The organism is Proteiniclasticum ruminis DSM 24773 (assembly GCF_000701905.1).
Classification (GTDB): domain Bacteria; phylum Bacillota; class Clostridia; order Clostridiales; family Clostridiaceae; genus Proteiniclasticum; species Proteiniclasticum ruminis.
This window is the reverse complement of sequence record NZ_JNKC01000007.1, coordinates 1-18,860: the sequence shown is the minus strand read 5'-3', so window position 1 is coordinate 18,860 and position 18,860 is coordinate 1. Positions and strand designations below refer to the sequence as shown.

The window sequence follows — 18,860 nt, the reverse complement described above, 5'->3', positions numbered from 1 at the left end:
AGGAGCATGAAGATGGCAGAGTGGTTTCATCCGGATAGTAAAATCATGGGCGTATTGGGGAAGGCAGCAGATCTTCTTCTTCTCAATCTTCTCTTTCTTCTTTGCTGCCTCCCAGTGGTCACCACAGGGGCAGCACTGACGGGCCTGTTTGATGCGGTCCGGGCTCTGGAGGAAGAAGAGGGCAAAGTGTATGCTGTGTTCTTTTCCACTTCTAGAAAAAAATTCAAAGAGGCCACTTTGGTGTTTGTGCTCCAGATGTTCATTCTGGGAATCCTCATCGGGGAGATCGTGCTTCTCAATGAGGTCTCATTTCCAGGCAAAGAAGCGCTTCTGGTTCTTCAAGGGATGCTTCTTCTGGTTTTCCTTGCGATCTCGGTGACGGTGTATCCGGTGCTTACCTCCTGGGACGGCCCACTGAAAGGTCTCATGAAGGAGACGGCAGGATTTCTTATGCTGCATTTTCCCCGGGTGATTCTTGTGCTTCTAGTACATGGAGTGCAGCTGGTTCTAACAGTTCTGATTTTTACAGTGCTTCCTTCCATATTCTTATACTGGACAATAATTGGAGGATCCCTGTCCGTATTATATACGGGTAAAATCCTGGGAATATACAGTAGTGTTCAGGAGGACTAATTAGAGAACGAAAAAAACGAGGAATTTCAATGCTTGGCATTGAGGTTCCTCGTTTGCTTTTATATTTAACTTTTTATTTTTTTCATAGATTCTCTTTCTTCAGAAATCTGCTTCGGAAGAAGAAGATACCAGCTGGAATCATGGAGATGAGAAAAACAACCATCATAAGATACATGAAGTTTCCTTCCAGAAATTCCATATTGCCCACAAAGAATCCGATCATGACATAGAGAACAGTCCACATGGCATTTCCAATGAACATGAAGAAGGAGATATCCAGGAAGTTTACATTGGTAAATCCTGCGATGAAAGGAGTAAGGGTCCTGGCAACGGGGATAAATCTTGAAATGAGGAATGCTCTTCTACCCTTGTGGGTGAAGAAGTGATGCACCTTGTCAAAATTCTCTTTGTTGATGAATTTGAAAAGAGACCGGTCTTCAAAACGGCTTCTATGGTACTTTTCCCCCAAGTACTTACCAATCTTGAAGTTCAGCATATCTCCAAGGAGCGTGGCTACATAAAAGCCCACCAGCAGCGCAACCACATTGAGGTCATCTGTTGAGGCAAAGGCGCCAGCGCCCACAAGCAAAGAGTCCCCAGGCAGGATGGCCAGAATCACTGCGCCTGTTTCCAGAAAAATGATGAAAAACAGGATCAGGTAAGCTCCAATACCAAAGTATTCAATTAGATCCGTAATATGCGTATCCAGTTTTGTGAAAAAACGGATGAGTTCTGAAATCTCCATGGGATTCTCCTTTTTATCTTTAGTATTCTCATTGTACTGGAAAAAACCTTTACAGTGGTGACCTTTTGCTTAAAAATATCTGTCCATTTTCTAAATGTTTCAAAGTGTGTTAGAGCATGGTGGGGATGGAACAGAACATCTCCTTCTCCTGTGGAACATAGACCAGATATGTGCACAGGGGGGTTACAAAAGGAGCTTTAATTTGTTATTCTATAATTAGATGAATAAAAAGGTTTACATTGCATAAACGGTATATCACATAGTTAATAATGATATTAATTCATAACAATACATAAATATAAATTGAAATCATCGTGGAGTTCCTGTGAACTCCACATTCTTAACTGATGTGCAATGAAATCCTGCATGAGGGAGGAATAATCATGAATAAAATCAGAGTGGTTCAGTGGGGTCTCGGGAATATGGGCAGAGGTATGGTGGACATGCTTTTTGCCAAGGAAGGCATCGAAGTGGTGGGGGCCATTGAAAAAAGAGTGGAAGATACGGTGGATCTGGGCAGTTTCCTGGGAAAAGAAGAGCTTGGGATTCCGGTGATGAACGATCCGGACGCGCTTCTTGATCTGGTGAAGCCAGACCTTTGCATCCTGGCCATCCACTCCTTTGTGAGAGGTGTGGTTGAAGAAATCAGGCTCCTTACAAAGAAAAACATTCAGGTGGTGACCATCGCGGAGGAAATGGCTTTTCCTTTTGTGACAGAACCGGAGCTTTCCAAGGAAATTGATGAAATGGCCAAAGAAGCTGGCGTCACAGTACTGGGTACGGGCGTCAATCCTGGCTTTGTGCTGGATACTTTAATCCTTCAGCTTTCCTTAGGGGTTCGAAGAGTGGACCACATCTATGCAAGACGTGTGAATGACCTGTCTCCTTTTGGAAAGACGGTCATGGAAGAGCAGGGCGTAGGGCTCAGCAAGGAAGCGTTCCTGAAAGGGGTCGAAGACGGATCTGTTTATGGCCATGTGGGATTTTTGCAGTCCATCCCCATGATCGCAAAGTCCATAGGCCTGACTTATGATGAAATCGTGCAGTCCAGAGAGCCTATTATGACCACTGTGGACCGCAAGACCAAGGATGTCTTTGTCAAGGCCGGTATGGTAGCAGGATGCAACCACACCGCCGTGGCCCTGAAAGACGGAAAACCTGTGATTACCTTGGAGCATCCTCAGCAGGTGCGTCCAGATCTTGAGCAGATCGAAACAGGAGACTACATAGAAATCCATGGAGATCCTGACGTATCCATGGTGATCAAACCAGAAGTGCCTGGAGGCATCGGCACCATTGCAGCAGCCGTCAATGTGATTCCCCATGTGCTGAACGCAAGAAGCGGACTTCTCACCATGGCGGATCTGCCTGTGACCCATGCCATCATGGATGATTTCACAAACCATTTGAGATAGAAAGAAGGAAATGGATATGAAAAAAGGAACATGGGTGGAAATCCATGACATCATACTAAAGCCGGAAGAGCGTACAGGAATGATTCCTGAGGAAACGAAGAAAGTGCCGCTGGAAATGCGGATGAAGGGGTATCTTCTGGAAGAAGCAGAGGCAGGCAGCCGGGTGAAGATAGAAACTCTTACAGGGAGAATTGTAGAAGGAACCCTTCTTTCTGAAAACCCCACCTACAGCCATACCTATGGAGAGACCTTCATACCGGAGCTTCTTGCCATCGGCAGAGACTTAAGAAAAATGCTGGAGGTGGATCATGAATAGAGACATGAGCTACGAAGCGGTCATGGCCCGAAAAAATGAGATCATGAAAACTGCCCTGGGCGTGGACTACGAAAAATATGAACTGTCCCAGCTGGCTTTTGACTATGATTCTATGATGGAGGATGTGGATGTTTCTATAGACGAAGTGAGGAAAATTCAGGAGGAGGTTTCGGTAGGGCATACGCCACTGGTGGAGCTGAAGAATCTTACAGCCTTGGCGAGAAAATTCTCCAAAGAAGGATATGGTGCGAGAATTTTCGTTAAAGATGAAGCCTCCAACCCTTCAGGCAGCTACAAAGACCGAAGAGCCTCTTTGTCCGTCTACATGGCAAAGAAGCTGGGTTATAAAGGCGTAGTCACGGCAACCTCAGGAAATTATGGTGCCGCAGTAGCCTCTCAAGCCGCAAAGCTAGGCCTCAAGTGTATTGTGGTTCAAGAGTGTTATGACTCCCAAGGCATCGGCCAGCCGGAAATTCTGGAGAAAAGAAGAAAATGTGAAGCTTTGGGTGCAGAGGTCATCTCACTCACCGTAGGACCGGAACTTTTCTACACCTTCCTCTCCATTCTGGAGGAGACAGGGTATTTCAATGCCTCTTTATACTCCTCCTTCGGGATCCGTGGGGTGGAGACCCTGGGCTATGAGATTGCAGAAGAGGTCTACGAAAAGTACGGAAAATATCCGGAAGTGGTTCTGGCCACCCATGCCGGCGGAGGAAACCTTACGGGAACTGCAAGAGGTCTTAAAGCAAGAGGTGCGAAGGATACACAGGTTGTTGGCGTCAGTGTGGACCTTACCGGTCTTCATATGGCTTCGGATGTGGATTTCAATAAAAAGTCCTTCACCACGGGGCATACAGGATTTGGCATGCCTTTCACCACCTTCCCGGACCGGTCCGATGTGCCAAGAAGCGCTGCAAGACCCCTCCGATATATGGATGAATACTACCTGGTAAAGCAGGGAGAAGTGTTTTATATGACGGAAGCGCTGGCCCAGCTGGAAGGGATGGAACGCGGACCTGCAGGAAATACCTCTTTAACAGCAGCCTTTGCCATGGCAAGAGAAATGAAGGAGACGGATATTCTGGTGGTGCAGGAGACAGAGTACACTGGAGCTGGAAAGCATCCTCTTTCTCAGCTTTCCTTTGCCAAGGAGCGGGGCATAGACCTCTTTTTCGGAGATCCGGAAGAAGAGGTGCCTGGAAAGAATATCATCTTGCCTAGAGGACCAGAAGACATTCATCTTCGTCCAGTGAGTATGGAAAAACTGAAAAAATCCCTCATTAAAAACTATGTGGCCGCTAAGAAAATTGAGCGGGTCACTGAACTGGACATTTTTTATCTCATGGAGGAGACCAGGACTTCCTATGAGTTTGTGAAGCTGGAGCTTCAGCTGCTTGGATGCACCCTGGTAATTTAGCGTAAAGATAGGAGAAAAATATATGGCGATGAAAAGAACCGATGACTATATGGAGAGGAGAAAGCATCTGGAAGGACTCAGTGATGAGGAGCTGAAAAGAAGGTTTTTCTCACTGGCGGAGAAGATCGTGGACCCTATGATCGAGCTTTCCAAGAAAAGCACCACCCCTTCCGTGGAGCGGTCTGTGCTTCTTAGAATGGGGTTCTCCAGCCTGGAGGCCATGGATCTTGTGAACCACGTACTGGACCTCGGACTCATGGGAAAAGGTGCAGGAAATGTGGTGCTGAAGGTGTCGGAGAGACTGAAGAGAGACTATCTTTCTGTAGGCAGAGAGATGGCAGAAGGAAAGCATCTGGATATTGCGAAAGAAGTGTTTAAGGGGGACAGAAGATGAAGCTTGTGAAGAATGAGAAACTCCATGTGGAAGAAATTCTGAAGGATCTTCAGCACTATGTGCCCAAAAGACGGGGATGGCACTGGAGAGAGCCTGTGGAAAACCTGAAGATGGGTGAGTTCACCTATCAGGAGATGAGTAAACCTCTTGCGCAAAGTGAGAGCCTGCCCTCTGCAAAGTATTTCGGAAACATCGACCCACAGCCAAGACCTGTAATCACAACAGAAATCGCCTCCGGGCGTTTTGAGGATGACATCCGAAGAATGAGAATGGCCGCCTGGCATGGCGCAGATCATATTATGGTCATCCGTACTGCCGGCCAGAGCCACTATGATGGCCTCATCGAAGGAACCCCCCAGGGCATCGGCGGCATTCCCATCACTAGAAAGCAGGTAAGAGCCCAGAGAAAAGCTTTGGATCTTATTGAAGAGGAAGTGGGAAGAGAAATCAACTACCATTCCTATGTGTCTGGTGTGGCAGGTCCTGAAATTGCGGTGATGTTTGCAGAAGAAGGAGTCAACGGTGCCCATCAGGATCCTCAGTACAATGTGCTCTATAGAAACATCAATATGATCCGGTCCTTTGTGGATGCGGGATATGCAAAATCCATCATGGCCTTTGCTGATATGGCTCAGATTGATGGTGCCCATAATGCCAACGCCACGGCAAGAGAAGCCTATAAGGTGCTTCCAGAGCTCATGGTACAGCATGGCCTGAATTCCGTATTTTCAGTGAAATCTGGAATGAAGAAAGAGAACATCTGCCTCAGTACGGTACCGCCCACGGCGCCGCCTGCTCCATCACTGACACTGGATCTGCCCTATGCGGTAGCGCTTCGGGAATTTTTTTCCGAGTACCGCATGAGAGCGCAGCAGAATACAAAATATATGGAGTCTGACACCAGAGAAGCCACGGTGACCCATGTGCTGAATCTTCTCATTTCAGAGCTGACCGGTGCAGACATCCAGTCCACCATCACACCGGATGAGGGAAGAAATGTGCCTTGGAACTACAACAACATCGCCGCCATCTCTACAGCCAAGCAGGCGTTCCAGGGAATGGATGGGCTTCTAGCCATGGTGGAGCTGAAAAAAGAAGGCTTCCTTCCAGAAAAGGTCCGGGAAATTAAAGAAAGAGCGGTGCTCTTTATGGAAGAGATTCTGGAGGCCGGCGGATATTTCAAAGCCGTAGAAGATGGATTCTTCGTGGATTCCGGATACTATCCGGAGAGAAATGGAGACGGCATTGTGAGAAAAATGGATGGAGGCCTAGCGGCAGACACTGTCTTTGAGAAAGAGGAAGACTATTTTGCACCAGTCAGCGCCTTCTTCGGATACAACAACGTACCGGAAGGCCTTGAAAAAGCCTCCGATGCCATTGGTGGAGACACCTTGGAGATCCGGGAGAAGATTGTTTATATTGATGAGCTGGACCCAGAGGATAATGTAGAGAAGAGACTAGAAGAAAACAGAAAGTACTTCACAAGAGAACATATAAAACCCGAAGTGGAATGGGCTGGAGATGGCGTAATCTTGCAGACCATGATGCTTCCTGTGGATGAAATGACCGCAGAGGCCGCTGCCGTTGAAATCGGCAAGAAAATGGGGCTTCTGGATGTGGAAGTGGTCCATAAGGAAGTGCTTCAGGAAGCAGAGGGCACTTTAGTGGAGATCAAAGGAAGAGTTCCCTTCTCTTTAAATGCCAAAGACCTGACCATTCAGAAGAAACCAGAGATTTTAAGTGATGAGGAGATCCGAAAGGACATTGAGTCGTATCCCATGAAGATTGTAGCCGGAACCTTAGGAAACGACGAGCACTCTGTAGGGCTGCGAGAAATCATTGACATCAAGCATGGCGGTATCGAGAAGTACGGCATTGAAAGCATCTATCTCGGCACCTCCGTACCAGTGGAAAAGCTTGTGGATGCGGCCATAGAGTCCAATGCGGAAGCGATCCTTGCAAGCACCATCATCAGCCATGACAACATACATTATAAAAACCTGAAGAAACTCTGTGATACGGCCATTGAAAAGGGTGTCCGGGACAAGCTCATCATTCTGGGAGGAGGCACCCAGATCATTCAGGAGCTGGCAGTGGAGTCTGGCCTTGATATGGGCTTTGGCCGAGGCACCAAGGGTGCCCATGTGGCTACCTTCCTGGTCAAAAAGAGAAGAGAGATGCGTGGAAAAGACTAAGGGAAAAGGAGGAGGAAGTAGATGCATGTAGATGTACTGGTGGCAGAAATCGGCAGCACCACTACGGTGGTGAATGCCTTTCAAGGCATCCATACAGAAGAACCTTCTTTCCTTGGGCAGGGTCAGGGCGTCACGACAGTAGAGGAAGGAGATGTCACTGTAGGCCTCCTTTCTGCCATGGAGGACCTGAAAAAGAACCTGGGCCTGGGCACGGATGAACTGACCTATGAAAAATTTCTCGCCACCTCCAGTGCGGCGGGAGGCCTGAAGATGAGTGTCCATGGACTGGTCCACGATATGACCGTGAAGGCTTCCAAAGAAGCTGCCCTGGGTGCAGGAGCCATTGTGAGGCTCGTCACATCAGGAAGGCTGAAGCCATCAGATCTTCGCAGGATTGAGGAGCTTGAGCCCAGCATTCTCATGATTGCAGGAGGTCTGGACCATGGAGAGCGGGACACAGCACTTTATAACGCGGAAAAGATTGCGCAGCTGCCGCTCTCCATGCCCATTGTTTATGCAGGCAATGTGGACAACCAAGAGGACATCATGGAGCTGTTCCAAGGATATCCAGGGAAAGTCTATATCACCGATAATGTATATCCTCAAGTGGATGTGCTGTCTGTGGAGCCTGCAAGAAAGGTCATCCAGGAGGTGTTCGAGGAGCATATCATCCATGCAAAAGGCATGGACAAAGTTCACGAGCTGGTCTCTGGGAGAATCCTGCCAACCCCAGGAGCGGTGATGGAAAGCGCCAAGGTCCTCAAAGAGGTGTTGGGCGATGTGGTGATCATTGATGTGGGCGGAGCCACCACAGATGTGCATTCAGTGACCCAGGGCTCGGAAGAGATTTCAAGAATCCTTCTGGCACCGGAACCTGAGGCCAAAAGAACCGTGGAAGGGGATTTGGGTGTCTATGTGAACCGGAAAAATCTTATGGAGAGAATCGGTATGGAAAAGCTTAAGATGGAGCTTTCTGTGGAAGAGGAGGACCTTCTGAATCTTCCCCCCATCCCCAAGACAGAGAAAGAGAAGCGCATCATTCTCCGCCTCACTGAAGAGGCGGTATACACTTCTGTGGATCGGCATGCAGGTGCTGTGAGAAATCTTTTTGGTGAATCCTCCGGAAGAAAATCTGTGGCGGAAGGAAAAGATCTCACGGAGATCAAGTATATCATTGGAACTGGCGGTGCACTGACAAGACTTCAGGGAACAGAAAAAATTCTGGCTGGAATTCATGAACAGGGAAGAGGGCAGAAACTCTTTCCAAAGAAGGAAGCGGAAGTGCTTCTGGATCGAGACTATCTTCTGGCATCACTGGGCGTCCTTTCACTAGAATACAAAGAAAGTGCGAAAAAACTCATGCTGGAGAGTCTTGGTCTTTATGGAAGGGAGAATGCATAACATGTATCCATGTATGGAAATACACTTAAAGAAGATAGAAAGCAATGCAAGAAAAGTCCATGAGATTTTCAAGCCCCATGGGATCAGCATCATGGCTGTGACCAAAGGATTCACCGCAGAGCCCAGAATAGCGGAGGCTATGCTTCGCGGGGGATTGGAGTACATCGCCGATGCCAGAATTAAGAACCTGAAGAAGCTGAAGGATCTTCCCAGACAGAAAGTGCTTCTCCGGCTGCCTATGATGAGTGAGGCGGAAGATGTGGTACGTTACAGTGACTACAGTCTGAACTCCGAAATAGAGACATTGAAAGCCTTGGGAGATGCAGCGAAAAAACTGGGCACCATCCATAAAGTCATCATCATGGTGGATCTTGGAGATTACAGAGAAGGCATCCGCTCCCAGAAAGTAGGGCTTTTTGTAAAGGAAGCCGTAGAGATTGAGGGCGTGGAGATTCGGGGATTTGGTGTGAACCTCACCTGTTTTGGCGGCGTTATTCCGGAACAGACCACCCTGCAGAGACTGGTGGACATTTCAGAAGAGATGCGCATGAAGTATGAGCTGACGCTGGACATCATATCCGGAGGAAGTTCTTCCAGCGTGTATCTGGTGGAAGAGGAAAATGGATTCCCGGATGGCATCAACAATCTAAGGCTGGGAGAAGTGATTCTTTTGGGAAAAGAAACGGCATTTGGCAGAAGGTTTGATGGTCTCTGCGAGGATGCCTTCATCCTGAAGACCCAAATCATTGAGCTGAAGGATAAACCTTCAGTGCCCAAAGGAAAAATCGGTAGAGACGCTTTTGGCAATGTGCCCAAGCATGAGGACCGGGGTATTATCAGAAGAGCCATCGTGGCTCTTGGGAAACAGGATGTGGATCCTTCCGGCCTGATCCCCATGAATGAGAATCTCAGCATTCTCGGGGCAAGCTCAGATCATCTGATTCTGGATCTTTCCAAAGATCCTACGGGCTATCAGGTGGGAGACATCGTGAAGTTTTATGTGAAATATGGCGGTATGCTGAACGCCATGACCTCCCCTTATGTGGACAAAGTATATATAGAGGATGATTTATTGGGTGAAGACGAGGAACTTCTTCTGGTGGAAGACATTTGAGCTTCGAGAAAGAATGAGATCCCCATGGGTTCCAATGTGAATCTCGAAAAAATAAAAGAACCAATTCAGTAGAGTGAAAATGATTACAACGTTATATTCAGAGTTTTTTTTCATAGGATTCCCTTTTCTGTGAAATTAAAAATGTACTGTTTTTGGACAACAAAATTTGGTTTACCAATATTTTTTTAGATGACATAATGAAAGTAGAAAGCCATGAACAAAGTATGAAAATAAAAGGAGCGATCACATTGTCAAGAATTTTCAATTTCTCCGCAGGTCCATCCATGCTGCCCGTTTCGGTACTGGAAAAAGCAGCCAGTGAGATGCTTGATTACAACAACTCCGGTATGTCTGTCATGGAAATGAGCCATAGAAGCAAAGTCTATGACAAAATCATCAAGGACACAGAAAGAAAGCTTAGAGAGGTTATGGGCATTCCAGACAACTATAAGGTGCTCTTCCTTCAAGGAGGCGCGACGCTCCAGTTCTCCATGATTCCTATGAATCTTATGACCAAGAACAGGAAAGCAGATTACATCGTATCTGGAAGTTTCTCAGGAAAAGCCTACAAGGAAGCACAGAAATATGGCGAGGCCCATCTGGCAGCCACAAGTAAGGCAGACAACTTCAGCCATATTCCAGTTCAGGAAGAACTGAATCTGTCTCCAGATGCGGATTATCTCCACATCTGTGAGAACAATACAATTTTTGGCACCACCTACAACTATCTCCCAGAGACCAATGGAGTACCAATTGTTTCCGATATGTCTTCCTGTATTCTGTCAAAACCTGTAGATGTGGAAAAGTATGGTGTCATCTATGCGGGCGCTCAGAAAAACATGGGACCAGCTGGTCTTACAGTGGTCATCATCCGTGAGGATCTTGTGGGAGAACCTCTGGACAAGACCCCAGTAATGATGAGATTTGACGAAATGGTAGCCAATGACTCCATGTACAACACACCACCTACCTATGCCATCTATATTCTCGGACTTGTTTTGGATTGGGTGGAATCCATGGGTGGACTTACCGGTATGGAAGCACACAATACAAAGAAAGCAGCACTTCTTTATGACTACCTGGATCAGAGCAAACTCTTCAAGACCAATGTGGTGAAGGAGAACCGTTCGCTGATGAACGTTACCTTTATGACAGGAAATGAGGAGCTGGATGCGAAGTTCGTGAAGGAAAGCGCAGAAAGAGGATTCTCAAATCTTAAAGGTCACCGCTCTGTTGGCGGCATGAGAGCCTCTATTTACAATGCGATGCCAATGGAAGGTGTAGAAGCTCTGGTTGCTTTCATGAAGGAGTTTGAAGAAAAGAACGCTTAAAAAGATTATATATTAGGGGGGATATCATTATGATAAGAATACTAGCAGCAGACGGTATGGAAGCCAGTGCCATCAAAAATTTGGAAGAATCCGGTTTTGAAGTGGTCAATGAACACTATGAACTGCCTGAGCTCATGGAGAAAATCAAGGAATTTGATGTGGTTGTGGTCAGATCCGCAACAAAGATCAGAGAACCACTCATCGATGAAGCGCTGAAGAGCGGAAGACTGAAGCTTGTCATCCGTGGTGGGGTAGGCGTGGACAATATTGATGTGAAATACGCGGAGGAAAAGGGTATTTCTGTGAGAAACACACCCAACGCTTCCAGTGCATCTGTGGCAGAACTTGCCATTGGTCATATGTTCAACATTGCAAGACATATCCACAGCGCCAATGTGACCATGAGAGAAGGAAAATGGAACAAGAAGCACTATGAAGGCATTGAACTGTCCGGTAAAACACTAGGGCTCATCGGCTTTGGCAGAATCGCCAAAGAAGTGGCAAAAAGAGCAGATGCCCTTGGCATGAAGGTCATCTACACCAACAGAAGCGGACATAAGCCTGAAAATGACCCATTCCGCTATGTCACCATGGAAGAGCTTTATAAAGAAGCTGATTTTATTTCTCTGCATATGCCAAAGCTTGCTGACAGACCTTATCTCATCGGCAAAGAAGAAATCGAACAGATGAAGGATGGCGTATATCTTGTAAATACAGCCAGAGGCGGACTCATTGATGAGGAAGCCCTTTGCGATGCCCTAGACAGCGGGAAGGTCACAGCAGCAGCTGTAGATGTGTTCAAGGAAGAACCTACAAAGAACGAGAGAATCTATACCCATGAAAAGATTTCTCTGACGCCGCATACAGGAGCATCCACCGTAGAAGCACAGCTGCGTATTGGTGAGGAGATCATCTCCATCATCAAGTCATTCTTTGCATAGAGAAGGAGAGAAAAAATGGCGATTGTAAGACCTTTTCGTGCAGTAAGACCCCATGAGACATTAGCAGATAAAGTGGCTGCACTTCCCTATGATGTAATGAACTCTGAAGAAGCAAGAGAGATGGTGAAAGATAATCCATACAGTTTTCTTCATGTGGACAAGTCAGAAGTGGATCTACCTGCATCCATTGATCTTTATGACCAGAGAGTCTACGACAAGGCTAGAGAGAACATTGTGAAGTTCATCGAAGATGGCACTCTTGTACAAGAGGCAGATAAAGCCCTGTATATCTACACCCTGGTCATGGATGGACATCCCCAGACTGGACTTGTTTCCCTTGCATCCATTGATGACTACCAGAACAATGTCATTAAAAAGCATGAGTTCACAAGAGCGGAAAAAGAAGCGGACAGAATCCGTCACGTGGATGTGACCAACTTCCATACGGGTCCGATTTTTCTGACCTATGTGTACCAGGAAGAAATTACAAGAATCATCGAAGACTATAAGAAAAACCATGATCCACTGTACGATTTCATCGCAGAAGATGGTGTACAGCATACTGCCTGGGCGATTCTTGATGAAAAGATCATTGAGGAACTGAAACAGAAATTTGAAAAAGTAGAATCACTTTATATCGCAGATGGCCATCACCGTGCAGCTTCTGCTGTCCGGGTGGGCATGATGCGAAGAGAGAAGAATAAAGATTTTACAGGAGATGAGGAGTTCAACTACTTCCTGTCTGTGATTTTTCCAAGCAACGAGCTTCGGATCATGGACTACAACCGTGTGGTGAAGGATCTCAATGGCTGCGACAGTGAGCAGTTCATGGACGCTATCCGTAAAGACTTCACCATCACAGCATATGAAGGAGAAGGACCTTACAGACCAGAGATGAAGCACACCTTCGGTATGTATCTGGACGGCAGATGGTACAAGCTGGAAGCCAAGAAGCATATTGTGTTTGATGAGGATCCTTTAAAAAGACTGGACTGTAAAATCCTGCAGGATCACCTGCTTCATCCAGTTTTAGGTATCGAAGATCCAAGAGTAGACAAGAGAATTGATTTTGTGGGTGGGATCCGAGGACTGAAAGAACTGGAAAGAAGAGTGGAGAAAGATATGAAAGTAGCCTTCTCCATGTATCCAACCACCATCATGGACCTCATATCCATCTCCGATGCGGGGATGGTTATGCCACCAAAATCCACCTGGTTTGAGCCTAAACTGAGAAGTGGTCTGTTCCTTCATGATCTGGAGTAGGTAAAATAAAAGCTGAAGTTCAGGGCTGTGTTCTCATAGCCCTGAGACTTTTGGCCATATCTTGTTTCAGAACAGTTCTTCGGTGTGGGATGAAGTTCCTATGAAAAAATCCATTTTAACTATTGACTTCAGTAGTCTTTTCCTTTAGAATTAACTTTGTTGCTTATGGAATACGTGAGCAATTGATATGTGGAGAGGTGGCCGAGTGGTCGAAGGCGCACGCCTGGAAAGTGTGTATCGGGGAAACTCGATCATGGGTTCAAATCCCATCCTCTCCGCCATTACCGTGCTAGACGGGGAGTTAGCGGTGCCCTGTAACCTGCAATCCGCTACAGCAGGGTGTAATCCCTAACCGAGGCTTGATCTTTCAGGGTCTGACCCTTAAAAGTGACGTTGATAAGTGGATCCCACGCAATGGATGTCTATGAACCTCGTCAGGACCGGAAGGTAGCAGCGATAAATAGAATTATTCGTGTGCCGTGGCAAATCTGCTTTGAGTTTACTGTTCGGGTAACGCTTGAACGGTTATTGTCAGAGTTGGGTGCACGGTTTTAAATGAAAAATTGAACCCTTTACTTAGTGATAAGTAAAGGGCTTTTTGTTTTTATATTATCTCCAGCGGAGAATAGAATCCTTGAAACTCATAACAGGCCAGTTTCTTGATCTGGAAGAGATAATATTTGATCCTCTCCAGGGTGGAGAGAATCTCCAGATATACTAGAGATGCCTCAATGGTGCACTGATCTTTCTCCAGCCTCTTAATATGATCGTTATTTGCTTTGGTCAAGAGTTCATCAAAATGAATCCATAACTTACTTGCCAGTGGCACATCGCAAGGAATATCTTTGCTCAGGTGAAGGATGGTTTCATCATAAAGTTCTTGAAGAGCATGGGCTAGGCTTTCCACTTCATTCATGGCATCAGGGGTGAAGTAGCATTCCTTCTCTTGCCTTTCTAGAGCTAGAGCTTCCAGATGATCTGTGAGCGTTCCCATACGCTCGAGATATTTTGCTCCTTTGATGATGCCTGGAATCATGATGGATTGAGTTTCTGTCAAAGAACGTTTATAGAGTTCCATCATGTAGAGAGTCAGCTCTTTTTGCGTACGGGTGATTTCGATCCCAATGGGAGAATTATCAGAAATGCTCTTGTCACTGGTGATGTGACTTAGTGCCTTTACGTTTTTTTCCTCGACTTTTTGAAGAGTCAGAGCAAGTTCTTTAATACTGGCACCAAGAGATGCCACAGGAGTATCCAGGAGCAGAGGATCGAGGATGGTCTGAACTTTCCCTTTGTCTGAAGTACGTTCTTTTACAAGAAACATCAGAAGCTGGACAAAGTACTTGTTCAGTGGAAGAAAAATCAGCGCCACGATGATATTGAATATCGTATGGGAGTTTGCGATCATCACCTGAATGCTATCAGACCCTTGAATGTTCACAGTGAAATACTCGATGAAAGAGACGAAAGGATTGAGGAAAGGCAAAGCGATGAGAACACCAATGAGATTGTGAAGAGCGTGTCCCCAAGCAGTTCTTTTTGCATTGATATTTCCTTTTAAAGAGGCGATAAGGGCCGTGATGGAGGTACCGATATTGTCCCCCAGCATAAGAATGATGGCAGTTCTTAGGTCAATAAGACCAGAATTGCCAAGAAGAATAACGATACCTACTGTAGCAGCACTGCTGTGCACAAGAGCTGTACTGATGATACCCAGAAGTAGACCGAAAATGATATTTGATGCGTAGTTTTTGAAGAAGTTCTGGATGACGGTACTGTTCTCCATATAGGGAATCCCTTCATTGAGGATTTTAAGACCCAGAAGAAGAAATCCGATTCCCATAAACGCCTGACCCAGACTTCTCAGCTTCACTTTACGTGTGGAGACATACAGCACATAGCCAACGGCAAGGATGGGGAGTGAAAGAGTGATGATGTTGAAACTGAAGCTTAAAGCCATGAACTGTGCTGTGATGGTGGTTCCGATGTTCGCGCCATAGATGATGCCAATGGCTTGAGAAAGCTTCATGATGCCGGAGTTTACAAATCCGACACTAAGGACAGAAATGGCTGTACTGCTTTGAACAGCAGCAGTCAGAAAAATACCAGCTAAAAAAGCTTTCCACAGTTTTCCGGTGAACTTCTCCAGGATTCTCTTCATCATAGAACTGGACATGTTTTCCAGTCCTTCTCCCATGAGATCTACTCCATACATTAAAAGAGCTGTTCCTCCGATGATGCCAAAAATAAACTCCAGCATAGAATCCCATCCTTTTTTACACAGTAAAAGCAGCTTGTTCATTCAAATCAAACATACCACTAAGTGACTGAATATTCAATCTTGTTAAAAAGTAACAGACAGAGGAAATAGAGACATAAGATTCATCAGTTACTTTTCCTGATTCTGTGAAATTTATTTGGAACTCATGTATAATAGTAAAGGAAGTATTTGGAAAGCAGGTGAGAAAAGTCATGGCATATACAGCGCTCTATCGTGAATGGAGACCAAGGGTTTTTCGAGACGTCATTGGTCAGGAACACATCACAACGACACTGAAAAACGAGATCAGAACCAGCCGAGTAGGTCATGCCTATCTTTTCAGCGGAACCAGAGGAACAGGTAAAACCACCTGTGCGAAAATCATGGCCAAAGCACTGAACTGCCTGGATCTCCATGAGGGAGAACCGTGCAATAAATGTGATATGTGCGTGAAAATTGATCAAGGGCTTTCTCTTGACGTGGTGGAGCAGGATGCTGCCACCAACAATAAAGTGGATGACATCAGAGACCTTGTGGATGAAGTGCAGTATCCTCCTCATGAAGGGAAGTATAAAGTCTATATCCTTGATGAAGTGCATATGCTCTCTACCGGAGCGGTGAATGCCTTCCTGAAGACGCTGGAAGAGCCCCCGGAACATGTGGTCTTCATTCTGGCAACCACAGATCCGCAGAAACTGCCAGTGACCATACTTTCCCGTTGTCAGCGCTTTGATTTCAAGAGGATTAAGTACACTGAAATCGCAAAAAGGCTGAGAGAGATTGCAAAAGACAAGGGTATCTATGCAGAAGACAGATCCCTGGATCTTATTGCCAGAATCTCCGATGGCGCCATGAGAGATGCTCTTTCCATCATGGACCAGGCCATCAGCATGGGGGATGGAAAGCTAGAGTATACAGATGTGCTGGATATGCTCGGTCTTTCAGGACAGGAGAATCTTTTTAAGCTGTCAGAAGCGATGCTCAGTAAAGATGTGAAAGAATCCATCAGGATTCTGGATGATGTGGTGGATGGGGGAAAAGACCCCTATAGCTTCACCAAAGACCTTATTCTTCATTTCAGAAATATTCTGCTGGCGAAGATTATGCCGAATCCTGAAGAAGTCATTGATCTGTCGAAAGAAGACATTGAGATCATCAAAAGGCAAGGAGACATCGCTTCCAATGAAGTGATCACTAGAATCATCAGACTTCTCCAAAAAGCAGAAGAGCAGGCGAAGTTCAGCAAGCAGTCCAGAATCTATCTGGAACTTGCCATCATCAGCCTCACAAAGAATGAGCTGGATATTTCTTCAGAATCCATGTTGGGAAGACTCTCAGTCATTGAGGATTTCTTAAGAAGAGGCGATTTCACTAAAGTGAAGGCGGATTCTACAGAGCAGGCAGCAGGTCCTCGGGGACAAAGCTCTGCATCTGTAAAAGCAGCATCTCCATCAGCTCTGGAGAAAAAAGAAGAGCTTAAAGTGATGAAGACAGCAGTGAGAATTGAAGAAGAGATTTTCAATGATGACTGTAAAGTGACGCTGGATATGGTGAAGAGGAACTGGAAAGAGATCATGGAAGCGCTGAAAGCCAGAAGGCAAATGATTGTCCAGGCATCCATCATCGTCGGACAGCCGGTGAAATGTGACCGAGGTGTCATTGAAGTAAGATTCGGCAAGGAATACGGATTCAGTAAAAAGCGTCTGGAGAAGAAAGAGAACAAAGAGATTTTGGAAGATGCAGCAGCGACGATCTTAGGTGAACCGGTGAAGTTCCGATTTACAGTGGAAGGGGAACGGGAAGAGAGAATCGCAGCACAGGAAGATGGGGATTTTGAAGAGAATCTCAAAAAACTTGGCATCAATATTGTAGACGAATAGCGGTCTTGAAACTGAAGCAGAGTTATTGTAAAGTAAGAAAAGAAAAGAGATTGTAGGAGGTATTATTATGGCAAAGGGATTCCCAGGTATGGGAGGCAATATGAACAACCTGCTGAAGCAGGCACAGAAGATGCAGAAAGATATGGAAAAGAACCAGAAAGAACTGGAGACTAAGGTATATGAGGCATCAGCTGGCGGCGGAGCAGTATCCGTAAAACTTACAGGCAAGAAGAGACTGGAGTCTGTGACCATTGACAAGGATGTTGTGGATCCTGATGATGTGGAAATGCTGCAGGATCTTGTACTTTCTGCTGTGAATGCTGCAATGCAGATGGCGGATGAGGATGCTGAAAAAGTGATGGGCAAGCTCACAGGTGGCATGCCAGGATTGTTTTAACAAATAGGATGAGGGTGCATGTAAGATGCATCCTTCTTTTTAGGAGGAATATTCATGGATTTTTATCCAGTGGCCATTGAGAAGCTCATTGAAGAGTTTGCGAAGCTTCCCAGTATTGGCAGCAAGACAGCGCAGAGACTGACGCTGCATATTTTGAATCTCCCAGAGGATGAAGTCCGTGAGTTTGCAGATGCTTTGGTGAAAGCTCGAGGAACGGTGAAGTACTGCGGGATCTGCGGAAATTATACAGAGAAAGATCCTTGTGCCATCTGTGGGAATCCAAACAGAGACCATAACGTCATCTGTGTGGTGGAACAGCCGAAAGACATCATGGCCATTGAAAGAGTCCGTGATTTCAATGGGGTGTACCATGTGCTTCATGGAAGCATCTCTCCCATGGCAGGAAGAGGACCTGAGGACATCAAAATCAAAGAACTGGTACGAAGAATGTCCGGAGAAATCCAGGAGGTTATTGTGGCCACTAATGCAACCATAGAAGGGGAAGCTACGGCCATGTATATCTCCAGAGTGCTGAAGCCTCTGGATGTGAAGGTGACTAGAATTGCTTCGGGTATGCCAGTGGGAAGCGATCTGGAGTATGCGGATGAGGTTACTTTAGCAAAATCCTTTGAGGGTAGAAAAGAAATTAAGTAATCGAAGAAATTGAATAGAGCAAAACAGTGTCTTATTGGAATGATGTAAAAGAGTGAAGCAGCAAACTGCCTCACTCTTTTAAATTGCATCCACCTGGAAAATATTAATCAGTAAAGATGAAATAAGTTGTAGGTTTATTAATAGTTTGTATCTTGAAAAAAACAATCTATACGCATATACTATACTAAAATGAAGTTCAAGAACAATGATAGCAAAAGTGGAAATAACTTTGGCAGAGTATACGGAGAGGGAGGTGACATCTCATTACCTATAATTTTGTCAGCGCGAACCATAAGTGAACATAGTGCTTTATGCGCCAATGGTAGGTAATTAAAGTACAGTTTTAGAGGTTCGCGGGCATGTCAGTTGATTTGCTTGGTAGTGTTAGATTTTGAAGCACTACTGTCGCTCTTCATACGAGGAGCGTGGATTGAAATACCAGTCGCCAAGAAGGAACTCAAGAAGATTCGTCGCTCTTCATACGAGGAGCGTGGATTGAAATAT

At 45.8% G+C, this 18,860-nt stretch carries 16 protein-coding genes, 1 tRNA gene and 1 other RNA gene; 16 read left to right on the top strand and 2 right to left on the bottom strand.

Features of this window, described 5'->3' with window-relative positions:
* The first annotated feature begins 12 nt into the window (after window positions 1-12).
* Entirely contained in the window at window positions 13-633 is a 621-nt protein-coding gene (locus tag T487_RS0109405; RefSeq protein WP_031576717.1) for a DUF624 domain-containing protein, read from the top strand.
* An 82-nt stretch (window positions 634-715) separates the two neighbouring features.
* Here the strand turns inward: T487_RS0109405 and T487_RS0109400 are convergent, their stop codons facing one another.
* Complete coding sequence (locus T487_RS0109400; RefSeq protein WP_031576715.1) at window positions 716-1,378, bottom strand: VTT domain-containing protein; 663 nt, start codon at window positions 1,376-1,378, stop codon at window positions 716-718.
* Between the two features lie 383 nt (window positions 1,379-1,761).
* On the opposite strand from T487_RS0109400, the gene ord reads away from it, so the two are divergent.
* The 12 genes from ord to ffs all read left to right on the top strand — a co-directional run bounded on the left by ord (window position 1,762) and on the right by ffs (window position 13,714).
* Window positions 1,762-2,793, top strand: a complete 1,032-nt coding sequence (gene ord, locus T487_RS0109395; protein WP_031576713.1) for a 2,4-diaminopentanoate dehydrogenase — start codon at window positions 1,762-1,764, stop codon at window positions 2,791-2,793.
* A 16-nt stretch (window positions 2,794-2,809) separates the two neighbouring features.
* Window positions 2,810-3,109 carry a 2-amino-4-oxopentanoate thiolase subunit OrtA gene (gene ortA, locus T487_RS0109390; RefSeq protein WP_312460854.1) on the top strand — a complete coding sequence of 100 codons (300 nt, stop codon included), beginning with the start codon at window positions 2,810-2,812 and terminating at the stop codon, window positions 3,107-3,109.
* On the top strand, window positions 3,102-4,526 hold the full coding sequence (gene ortB / locus T487_RS0109385) for a 2-amino-4-oxopentanoate thiolase subunit OrtB (RefSeq protein WP_031576710.1): 1,425 nt from the start codon (window positions 3,102-3,104) through the stop codon (window positions 4,524-4,526). The genes ortA and ortB overlap by 8 nt, the downstream gene beginning before the upstream one ends.
* 22 nt (window positions 4,527-4,548) lie before the next feature.
* Complete coding sequence (locus T487_RS0109380) at window positions 4,549-4,920, top strand: ornithine aminomutase subunit alpha (RefSeq protein ID WP_341349282.1); 372 nt, start codon at window positions 4,549-4,551, stop codon at window positions 4,918-4,920.
* Window positions 4,917-7,115 (top strand): D-ornithine 4,5-aminomutase subunit OraE, encoded by a 2,199-nt coding sequence (gene oraE, locus T487_RS0109375; RefSeq protein WP_031576707.1) that lies wholly within the window; start codon window positions 4,917-4,919, stop codon window positions 7,113-7,115. Before T487_RS0109380 ends, oraE begins: the two co-directional genes overlap by 4 nt.
* 21 nt (window positions 7,116-7,136) lie before the next feature.
* Window positions 7,137-8,516, top strand: coding sequence for a GlmL-related ornithine degradation protein (locus T487_RS0109370; RefSeq protein ID WP_031576706.1), 1,380 nt, complete (start codon window positions 7,137-7,139; stop codon window positions 8,514-8,516).
* A 13-nt stretch (window positions 8,517-8,529) separates the two neighbouring features.
* The gene (locus T487_RS0109365; RefSeq protein WP_242848047.1) at window positions 8,530-9,630 is read left to right on the top strand and encodes an alanine/ornithine racemase family PLP-dependent enzyme; all 1,101 of its coding nucleotides are present in this window, start codon (window positions 8,530-8,532) and stop codon (window positions 9,628-9,630) included.
* Between the two features lie 242 nt (window positions 9,631-9,872).
* Window positions 9,873-10,961: a 3-phosphoserine/phosphohydroxythreonine transaminase gene (gene serC, locus T487_RS0109360; RefSeq protein ID WP_143004634.1), complete on the top strand. Its 1,089-nt coding sequence runs from the start codon at window positions 9,873-9,875 to the stop codon at window positions 10,959-10,961.
* A gap of 29 nt (window positions 10,962-10,990) precedes the next feature.
* On the top strand, window positions 10,991-11,902 hold the full coding sequence (locus T487_RS0109355) for a D-2-hydroxyacid dehydrogenase (protein ID WP_031576701.1): 912 nt from the start codon (window positions 10,991-10,993) through the stop codon (window positions 11,900-11,902).
* Between the two features lie 15 nt (window positions 11,903-11,917).
* A complete protein-coding gene (locus T487_RS0109350) occupies window positions 11,918-13,165 on the top strand; it encodes a DUF1015 domain-containing protein (RefSeq protein WP_031576700.1) in 1,248 nt (415 codons plus the stop codon).
* 191 nt (window positions 13,166-13,356) lie between these two features.
* Window positions 13,357-13,446: transfer RNA gene (locus T487_RS0109345), tRNA-Ser, on the top strand.
* Between the two features lie 3 nt (window positions 13,447-13,449).
* Window positions 13,450-13,714: signal recognition particle sRNA large type (gene ffs, locus T487_RS16250), an RNA gene on the top strand.
* A gap of 55 nt (window positions 13,715-13,769) precedes the next feature.
* Here the strand turns inward: ffs and T487_RS15945 are convergent.
* On the bottom strand, window positions 13,770-15,425 hold the full coding sequence (locus T487_RS15945; protein WP_051651636.1) for a Na/Pi cotransporter family protein: 1,656 nt from the start codon (window positions 15,423-15,425) through the stop codon (window positions 13,770-13,772).
* 212 nt (window positions 15,426-15,637) lie between these two features.
* On the opposite strand from T487_RS15945, the gene dnaX reads away from it, so the two are divergent.
* The 3 genes from dnaX (at window position 15,638) to recR (ending at window position 18,356) form a co-directional block, all read left to right on the top strand.
* On the top strand, window positions 15,638-17,305 hold the full coding sequence (gene dnaX, locus T487_RS0109335) for a DNA polymerase III subunit gamma/tau (RefSeq protein ID WP_031576698.1): 1,668 nt from the start codon (window positions 15,638-15,640) through the stop codon (window positions 17,303-17,305).
* A gap of 67 nt (window positions 17,306-17,372) precedes the next feature.
* Window positions 17,373-17,702: a YbaB/EbfC family nucleoid-associated protein gene (locus T487_RS0109330; protein WP_031576697.1), complete on the top strand. Its 330-nt coding sequence runs from the start codon at window positions 17,373-17,375 to the stop codon at window positions 17,700-17,702.
* Between the two features lie 54 nt (window positions 17,703-17,756).
* The gene (gene recR / locus T487_RS0109325) at window positions 17,757-18,356 is read left to right on the top strand and encodes a recombination mediator RecR (RefSeq protein WP_031576695.1); all 600 of its coding nucleotides are present in this window, start codon (window positions 17,757-17,759) and stop codon (window positions 18,354-18,356) included.
* Window positions 18,357-18,860: the final 504 nt, after the last annotated feature.